The organism is Microcoleus harperi Pol14_C6 (assembly GCF_036701295.1).
GTDB lineage: Bacteria > Cyanobacteriota > Cyanobacteriia > Cyanobacteriales > Microcoleaceae > Microcoleus.
This window is the reverse complement of the sequence record NZ_JAUBQN010000011.1, coordinates 60482-69134: the sequence shown is the minus strand read 5'-3', so window position 1 is coordinate 69134 and position 8653 is coordinate 60482. Positions and strand designations below refer to the sequence as shown.

Below are 8653 nucleotides of genomic sequence, written 5' to 3'. Positions count from 1 at the left end.
TGTTTTCACGTTTTTTGTCGATCGCGCTGTTCGGCAATGGCTCCGGGGCGATTTCAGTCCGAGCCAGCTTCGATATCAGCTTCAGGGGCTTTACGGCTATCGACTTTAAGCATCCTATGCTAGATGATATTTATTGTCAAGAGCAGTTGAGAGATTTATTGACTCCTCTCATTACCTATATGAGAATCTTTTCTAACTTTTGCCATAGCATTTTAGGCGGTAGTTTGTCTAGCCCTGACAAAAAACCATAATAATCAAGTGGTAACTCACTAGTGTGAGGGGTTAAACCCCCTATTTTAAAATGCAATTAGTTTTCATTAGTTAACTCTTGACAGATGCAAGTGCTCTGTTATCTAATTAAGGCACTTTCTCATTAAGCGTCCAGCGACTACTTACTTTAACCGAGGAAGATGCCAACCGTGGGCGATCGTCCAGAGCGCCACCGGACTGAGGAGTTCGCCCTCACGCGCCTGCTGTATTCCCAGACAAATGTCACTAGCGACGGGAGAATCGGATCGAACTGCGCCCGACAACTGGGCCGGATCTTCTGCAGGTCAGTTTCAGGAACAAGAGAAGAGCAGCAACGCTGCCACAAATCATGTTGTGCAAGCAACGCAAACCACATATCCGAAGTTCCATTAATTGTTGATTTAAGAGTAATGAACAGATCGCAGAAATTACTAAGTAGCCTTGGGCTGGCAGGAGTCGTGTCGGCGGTAGTCGCTCAGTCGGCGTGCGCTTCCAACATCGCGCAGGTGACGGGCGTTCGCCTCAACCCCACGTCAGAAGGTATTGAAATCATCCTAGACACTGAAGATGGAAGACCCCTGCAAGTCTTCAGCGCCAGCTTTGGCGAAACTTTACAAGCTGATGTCATCACCGCTCAACTGCGATTGCCGGGGGGAAATGAGTTTCGTCAAGACAAGCCGGCGGCGGGAATTGCTTCTGTCACCGTTACTCCTTTAGATAACAACAGCATCCGAATCAAAGTCATTGGCGAGAGGGGCCAACCAGTGGCACGGGTGATTCCGGGTGCTGCGGGTCTGATTCTCAGCTTAAAACCCACTTCGGAGATGACTGCTCGCCCGCCTGCACCGGCTCCTACAACACAGCGGCCGGGGACACCCGCAGCACCCTTGCCATCGACAGGGCAGCAGGTAGAGATACCCGCAGAACCTTTGCCACCTACAGCCCAGCCACCAGGGACGCCCGGAGAACCCTTACCGCCTACAGCGCAGCCGCCAGGAACTCCCGGAGAACCCTTACCGCCTACAGCACAGCCACCAGGAACGTCCGGAGAACCCTTACCGCCTACAGCACAGCCGCCAGGAACGCCCGGAGAACCCTTACCGCCTACAGCACAGCCACCAGGAACACCGACACAGCCACCCGAAACGCCAGAGGTGGGGAGAAACCCGATTGAAATCGTCGTCACTGCAACGCGAACCGCAGAAAGAGTTACGAACGTACCGCGCTCTATAACGGTGGTAGACTCACAAGAAATTCAGCAGCAGATTGGGTCATCGAGAAATACCGGGGAAGCTCTGGCAAATCAGGTTCCCGGTTTCGCGCCCCCGACTCAAAGTACGGCCACTTATGGACAAACTTTGCGGGGTCGCGACGTTTCCGTTCTGATTGACGGCGTGCCACAAACGACTAATCTTCAATCTTTTGGCAGAGAATTTAGAAACATTGACCCCAGTGCGATCGAACGCATTGAAGTAGTGCGGGGGTCTACTGCAATCTACGGCGCTCAGGCTACGGGTGGGGTGATTAATATTATTACTCGTCGGCCAACTGAGGAAAGGCTAACTGCTGTTACTGAAGTAGGAGTCAGTAGCGCTTTAACAAACACAGATGATGCTCTAGGCTTTAACGCTCAGCAGACGATTTCTGGCCGAACGGGCAATTTCGATCTGACCGGCACTGTCTCGCTAGCCAGAAGTGGAGCTTTTTACGATGCCAAAGGCGATCGTATTCCCTTTTTTGAACTCGGCGGAGATAGCAGCACCCTCTTCAACGTCATGGGCAAAGTCGGGGTAGATTTGGACACCCAACAGCGGCTGCAACTAACTGTCAATCACTATCGCGAAACCCAAGATCCCAATGTGATTCCAGATTTTAGGGTTGACGACCAGGAAGGACGGCAAAAAGCCCGCGCCATCCGAACCGGAAATTTGGATATTGACGGAGAAACACCGGGAAATAAAAGTACACAGGTCAACCTAAGTTACACCAACCAAAACCTTTTTGGCAGCAGCGTTCAAAGTCAAATCTACTATCGAACAAATTCCAATTCAGGTGTTCCTTCAGATTACCGCACGTCCGAGTTCTTTGGTCCATTTCTCGGCGTTACTCGTTCGCGAGCCGAGAACGAACAGATAGGAGGTAGACTGGCGATCACCACTCCTTTATCCCGCGCCGAAAATCTTCGATTAACTTGGGGTTCTGACTATGTTACTGAAGATAGCAGACAGCGTTTCGACTTGTACGACACGGAGAGATTTGACGCAAGTGGCGGCCGGGTTTACCGGAAAATCTCCGAGCGTCCTTTCGTTCCTCCTTACACTTACAACAGCCTTGGCCTTTTCGGTCAATTGGAATGGAATATTGACGATATCGTCATTCTAAGTGGCGGGATACGTCACGAACGCATCGGGTTAGAACTCAATGATTATATCACTTTTAACGATCGCCAGATCCAAGGAGGCGATCGCAAATTTAACGCCACCCTATTTAATACAGGGGCTGTCTATAAAATTAATGACACCTTCAACATATTTGGCAACTTTTCTCAAGGTTTCTCAGTTCCAGATTTCGGCCGCATTCTCCGCGAACCTCCCGACAATTTTGTCGGAATTGAATCTTCGTTACAAGTAACTCAACCGCAAAAAGTCAACAACTACGAAATTGGGATTCGAGGAGGGTGGCAATCCGTACAAATGTCGCTTGCCGCTTTTTACAATACCTCCGATCTAGGAGTGAATTTTCAACCAGTTGGCAACACAGGTCGCCTGGAACTAATCCGCGCCCCAGAACGCATTTACGGCTTAGAAGGTACTGTAGATTGGCAACCTGCACGAGCATGGTCACTCGGCGGGACGGCTACTTATATTCAAGGCGAATATGACGAGAATGGTCGTTACATCGCCCTCGATAGCAGCCGAATTCCACCGCTCAAGCTAACAGCTTATCTCCAAAACGAAACTTTGCAGGGATGGAACAATCGGTTACAGTTTTTATATTCTGGCAATCGCGATCAAGCCTTTAAAGACGGCTCAGATGGCGGCCCAATTAGCAGCTATCTCACAGTGGATTACATCAGCACAATTCAACTGGGAAAAGGGCTGCTACAAGTCAAAGTGGAGAATTTATTGAATAATCAATATTTTCCCGTGCTGTCGCAATACTTAGCTGGATTTGGCGTGGACAGCTCTAATTATGCAGGAAGAGGTTTGACTCTCAGTGTTAATTACCGCCTTAACTGGTAATTACAGCAGATTGCAGGTTTATGAGGTAGATTCGAGATCCCCGTAGGGACGCTCCAAGAACCCATTGGTGTCACTTTAAGCTGTTAGTCTGCCAGTCCTCGCGCCCACCCCCTAGTCCGCCAGTCCGCCAGGGGTTAAAACCCGGTCGGACTATCGGTTTTACCTTAATGAGAAAAGTTAACGGTTTCGAGGAAAATTTCGAGATGAAGTTCCGTAAACTCGCATTCAAACTGCACTTGTATTTGGGGTTGGTGGTAGGAATATTTCTAGCAGTAATTGCTTTAACCGGTTGCTTGCTGGTTTTCAGCCCCGAAATCGAGCGGTTCTTCAATCCCCAACTCCTGCAAGTCATTCCTCAATCTGAACAGATACCGCTGGAAAATGTCCTGCAAATTGTCGAAAAAGCATATCCGCAAAATCAAGCTCTTAGTATCTTGCTGCCGCGATCGGCGAAGGAAGTTTGCCAAGTTTGGATGCTGTCAAAGAGTGAGGAAATAGTTAGCGTTTATGTCAATCCTTACAGCGGAGAAATTACGGGTACGCGCCTTGGAAAACAAACTTTTACAGGTTTGATTTTGACGTTACACGCGGAATTAGCGGGAGGAGAATTCGGTCATCTTGTTGTTGGTATTTGCGGTCTAGTAATGCTAGCACTGACTTTTACGGGTTTGGTATTGTGGACTGGTTGGCGCAATTTGGCTCGCGGATTTTCTATTAATTGGCAAGCTCACTGGCAGCGGACTGTATTTGATTTACATAACGTTTCTGGCATTGTATCGGTCGCTTTTATCATACTCATCTCTGCTACAGGGACAGCGATAATTTTTTACGCGCCGGTTGAAGCCACTTTGTATTGGCTAACAAATGAAAAGCCACAGCCAGCATTGACTTCTCATCCACAATCTAGCAGTTCGAGGCAAAATATTGACGAAATATTACAGCAAGTTAATACCGTTTTGACAGAAGCTAAAACCACTTTTATTTCTCTGCCTTTGACACCTGAAGAAACTTTTAAGGTACGGAAAAAATTTCCCCATGACCCGCACCCAAACGGGATTAGCACCATTTATCTCGACCAATATAGTGGCAAAATATTGCAGGCTGACAGTGTAAATTCAGCTTCTGTAGCCAATCGAATTCTCAACTCGCTTTATCCGCTACATATTGGCAGCTATGGCGGAATTTACTTGCGGCTGGCACACGCGATCGCCGGATTAGCAGCGATTGTACTGTTTGTTACGGGTGTAATGATGTCGCGGCAGCGGCATTTGGCGAAATTTTACCGCGAGGCGAGACAGCAATATGAAAAATTATCGCCACTTAGCCAGCAATGGCCTTGGTTTTAATGAGAGCGGCGTGCGGTTTGAGGCGGGTGTGATATCAAATCTGTTAGCATCGGAATTATTCCTATCTCTCCTCTCTTAATCTGCGTTAATCAGCGTCAATCCATTCTCATCTGCGGTTCGAGAAATTCTCTTTTTTTGACCGCAGATACAGGCAGATTAACACAGATTAACGCAGATGAATCCAATCGAGTCCGGTTGCACCATCCCTCGGAAAGTGTTTACTGTTGACTGGATTTGACTATTTAGAGGCAACCGGAATTGATATGATTATCCTGCCTAAAAAAACAGATTTTCTGAATTTTAAATCCTATCAATCGCCTATTTAATGCAAAAATTTATTCAACTCTGGCTCGGACAAACGGCTTCGATGATTGGCAGCGCTATGTCCGGGTTTGCCCTGACTATTTGGATTTGGGAGTCCACCAGTCAAGCCACAGCTTTGGCTTTGTTGATGCTTTTTATTCAATTGCCGCGCATCTTGCTTGCTCCGGTTGCTGGCATTCTCGTCGATCGCTGGAATCGAAAATTTTTGATGGGAATCGGTGATGCAGTTTCAGCTTTGTTAACGTTCACTATCCTATTACTTTATATCAGCCAAAACCTGCAAATATGGCATATATATGTAGCGGCAGCGATTAACGGAATTTTTGACCAACTTCAGCAGTTAGCTTACTCGGCAGCGATCGCCACAATGATGCCAGAAAAGCATTACAGCCGCGCTAGCAGTTTAAGTTTTTTGGCAAGTTACGGTGCGAGTATTATTGCTCCGACGCTGGCAGGGATTCTCTATTCTGCGATCGGGTTGAGCGGGATTTTTACGATCGACCTGGCAACATTTACAATAGCGATCGCCACCCTAGTATCTGTCAAAATACCACAGCCCGCGATCGCCTCCAATCCCCAGCCGACTCGCCCCCACCTATTGCAAGAACTCAGCTTCGGATTCCGCTACATCGTCGAGCGTCCCAGCCTGCTTGCCTTGCTGGTGTCGGTTTCGCTATTCTGGTTTGCTCACGACATCGGCGCGGCCCTCTACTCACCGATGATACTGGCACGCACCGGCAACAATGCCAGAATCCTCGGTACTATCCTTTCAGCCGCCGGCGCCGGCGGCGTTTTAGGAGCATCAATCGTCAGTATTTGGGGAGGCCCCAAACGCCGAATCCGGGGCTTTCTGCTGGGCATGGCAGGCGCGGGCTTGAGTAAAATAGTCTTTGCTTTTGGTCAGGCGCTTTCCATCTGGATTCCCGCTCAATTTTGTTCGTCTTTCAATTTCCCCATCCTCGGCAGTTCCAACGAGGCAATCTGGCTGGCGAAAGTCCCACCAGAAGTACAGGGGCGTGTTTTTGCTACCAGAGCAGTTATCGTGCAATTGGCCTCCGCGATCGGTTTATTGATCGCAGGCCCACTTGCCGATCGCGTCTTTGAACCCGCCATGCAACCGGGAGGTTTTTTAGCAGCTATTTTTGGCGGAATTATCGGGACAGGTGCCGGTGCTGGCATGGCTTTGTTATACGCTATCACCTCGCTGGGCTTATTGCTCGTTGCAGTCGGTGGGTATGCTTGCCGACTGCTGCGCGATGCGTAAAGGGGAAATGGAAAAAGGTCTTTTAACTTCTTACCTCTTCCCTCTTCCCTCTTCCTTCTTCCTTCTTCCTTCTTCCTTCTGCTATAGTTTCTGGCGCGAACTCAGGTGAGCTTCAATTTCTGATCGCGATCGCCATACAGGGCGCAATTCCTTGCGAGCAAAGAGCTGCAACTGATCGCCGGCGTGGGGCGAACCAGGTTGAGTGGCGTTGCCGTAACTGTTTAGCGCCATCGCTTTCACCGGATTGGAGAACTCAATCGCAGCGACAAAAGAATCCCCCGCCACCGCTTGAAAGCGATCGTCCTTCCCAGGAGCGAACCATACTGAGCGAAATACACCCAAAGCACCGTCAGCTCCATTTGCAGGCAGATTCGCCTCCCCAGGCAATCGGAAGACTTCCCCCCATGGCACATCTAACGCGCCATAAGTTACCTCAACTTTGGTTGCTGCCGCTTCCAGCACCCGCACCGCCTCCGCAGGATTTGCCAACCCGTCTGGCGTCGTTAGCGGCGCATCTTCGCTCCAAGGTTTAGCGAATAACCGATCGGCATCCATCGCTTTTTTCCAAAAGGCAAACAGCACCGCACCGCGACTGTCAGCATCGACTTTGCGATCCCAAGTCGCGAGAACTTGCGCAGCGCGGCGCGCTTTTTCACTGCCTTGCCGTGCGACGGGAATTAAATCATCGAGGAGGCGATCGGCGAGTTCTACCTGAGTGGAATGTTTGTATTGCATCAATTCATCGAAAGAGATTTTTTCATCTTCTAATAGCATTTTTGCCGAGCGCTGCGATCGCAAATCCATCGGGCCGCGGGGTGCCATGTAGGCGGGATAATTATCCGGTGCGATCGCGCTGGGAAACGTCGTTGTCCAAGGCGGATCGTTGGTATTTTGCAACCAACCGCTGGGCGGATCGACAACGCGCGGCAAATCCGCATAGGGATGATTTTTGCTCCACAAAGTCTCTGAAGTATTGCCTGGAATCGTGCCTGACCAGTATTTAAAATCTCCGTTTTTGCGTATGGGGACTTGACCGTTAAACAAGTGCATGATATGCCCCTCACGATCGGCATACATGACGGTAAACATGGGAATTTCCAAGCACCTTAAAGCGGCTTCAAATTCAGAAAAATTCTTTGAGCGTGCCATATCCCACCACTGCTGAAGGGCTGCTGGTTTATCGAGTCCGACAACGCGCAGGGCGATCGCTTTGCCCTGTTTTTCTGTGACAATCGGTCCGTGAACAGAACGCCGCACGACTAGAGATTCCGATCGGAAATTCCCATTCTTTTCTTTGACTTTTAAAACCTTCTCTTCCCTGTCAAAACTTCGGATTTTCCCATCGAAGCGATAGCCATCGTTAGCGAGGGGCAATTCGTAGGCATCCCAGCCATCGTGAGTGTTGACAGTATGAGTCCATCCCAAATTGTCATTAAAGGCGATCGTTAATACAGGAAATCCGACGAGAGTCGCTCCGTAAGCGTTAATTTCTGGGGCAATCAGTTGCGCTTCGTACCATAAATATAAATCCGACCAAGGAAGGTGAGGATTTGCCAATAGCATGGCATTGCCGCTTTCAGAACGGGAAGGAGCGATCGCCCAACCATTAGAGCCTTTGGGGGTGTCATTTTCAGCAAGATTTTCAACGCTATCTGGCTCGACTATAAAAGTAAAATTAATGACACGTTGCTCGTGTGCCAATACATCTGTCGGTTTGAGAGGCAATGCTATCTTTAATTCTTCGGTGAGCGCCTCTGGGTGTTCTTTTGCATAGGCATTCATTCCGCCAACAAAAGCATCGAGATAGTTGCGAAAAATGGGATTTTGTGATTCATACCACGCATTGGCGCGATTAGGAATTCCCATCGTTTGCACCCAGCGATCGGATTCCAGATAATCTTCGCCCCAAAACTCGGCAGCTTGCCCGCGAGCTTGCCCGTAAAGACGCAAAATCAGATTACCGTGACTTTGCATCTGCGCCCACCCGAAAGCGTAGAAAAGGCTTTTAGTATTCTCTCCATAAATATGTGGAATTCCATAAGTATCCCAAAGAATTTGATTGCCCATTTCAGGCGCTGATTGAGTCTCATTATTGAGGACCAAAACTAAAATAAAACTCATTAATAACGAGACAATCCGTCGGCTTTGTTTTTTTAGTTGTAGAAACACGGGAAATTAATTTGCTAGGGTTAAACTGATGAGACATAACAGCATTTTTAATAAGCTGC

General features: G+C 48.8%; 5 protein-coding genes. 3 read left to right on the top strand and 2 right to left on the bottom strand.

The genetic code is table 11. The features are described 5' to 3' along the window. Positions 1 to 392: 392 nt before the first annotated feature. The gene (locus QUA27_RS10795) at positions 393 to 533 is read right to left on the bottom strand and encodes a hypothetical protein (RefSeq protein ID WP_333067942.1); all 141 of its coding nucleotides are present in this window, start codon (positions 531 to 533) and stop codon (positions 393 to 395) included. Between the two features lie 126 nt (positions 534 to 659). On the opposite strand from QUA27_RS10795, the gene QUA27_RS10790 reads away from it, so the two are divergent. The 3 genes from QUA27_RS10790 (at position 660) to QUA27_RS10780 (ending at position 6425) form a co-directional block, all read left to right on the top strand. Further along, positions 660 to 3491, top strand: coding sequence for a TonB-dependent receptor domain-containing protein (locus tag QUA27_RS10790; RefSeq protein ID WP_333067940.1), 2832 nt, complete (start codon positions 660 to 662; stop codon positions 3489 to 3491). 203 nt (positions 3492 to 3694) lie between these two features. Then, a complete protein-coding gene (locus QUA27_RS10785) occupies positions 3695 to 4837 on the top strand; it encodes a PepSY-associated TM helix domain-containing protein (RefSeq protein WP_333067939.1) in 1143 nt (380 codons plus the stop codon). Between the two features lie 325 nt (positions 4838 to 5162). Then, complete coding sequence (locus QUA27_RS10780; protein ID WP_333067937.1) at positions 5163 to 6425, top strand: MFS transporter; 1263 nt, start codon at positions 5163 to 5165, stop codon at positions 6423 to 6425. Between the two features lie 81 nt (positions 6426 to 6506). Here the strand turns inward: QUA27_RS10780 and QUA27_RS10775 are convergent, their stop codons facing one another. Further along, positions 6507 to 8594, bottom strand: a complete 2088-nt coding sequence (locus QUA27_RS10775; RefSeq protein ID WP_333067936.1) for an acylase — start codon at positions 8592 to 8594, stop codon at positions 6507 to 6509. Positions 8595 to 8653 lie beyond the last annotated feature (59 nt).

Bases quoted from the DNA above. Each gene is read 5' to 3' on its own strand.
- QUA27_RS10785 (WP_333067939.1), top strand. From the start codon at position 3,695: ATGAAGTTCCGTAAACTCGCATTCAAACTGCACTTGTATTTGGGGTTG.
- QUA27_RS10790 (WP_333067940.1), top strand. From the start codon at position 660: ATGAACAGATCGCAGAAATTACTAAGTAGCCTTGGGCTGGCAGGAGTC.
- QUA27_RS10780 (WP_333067937.1), top strand. From the start codon at position 5,163: ATGCAAAAATTTATTCAACTCTGGCTCGGACAAACGGCTTCGATGATT.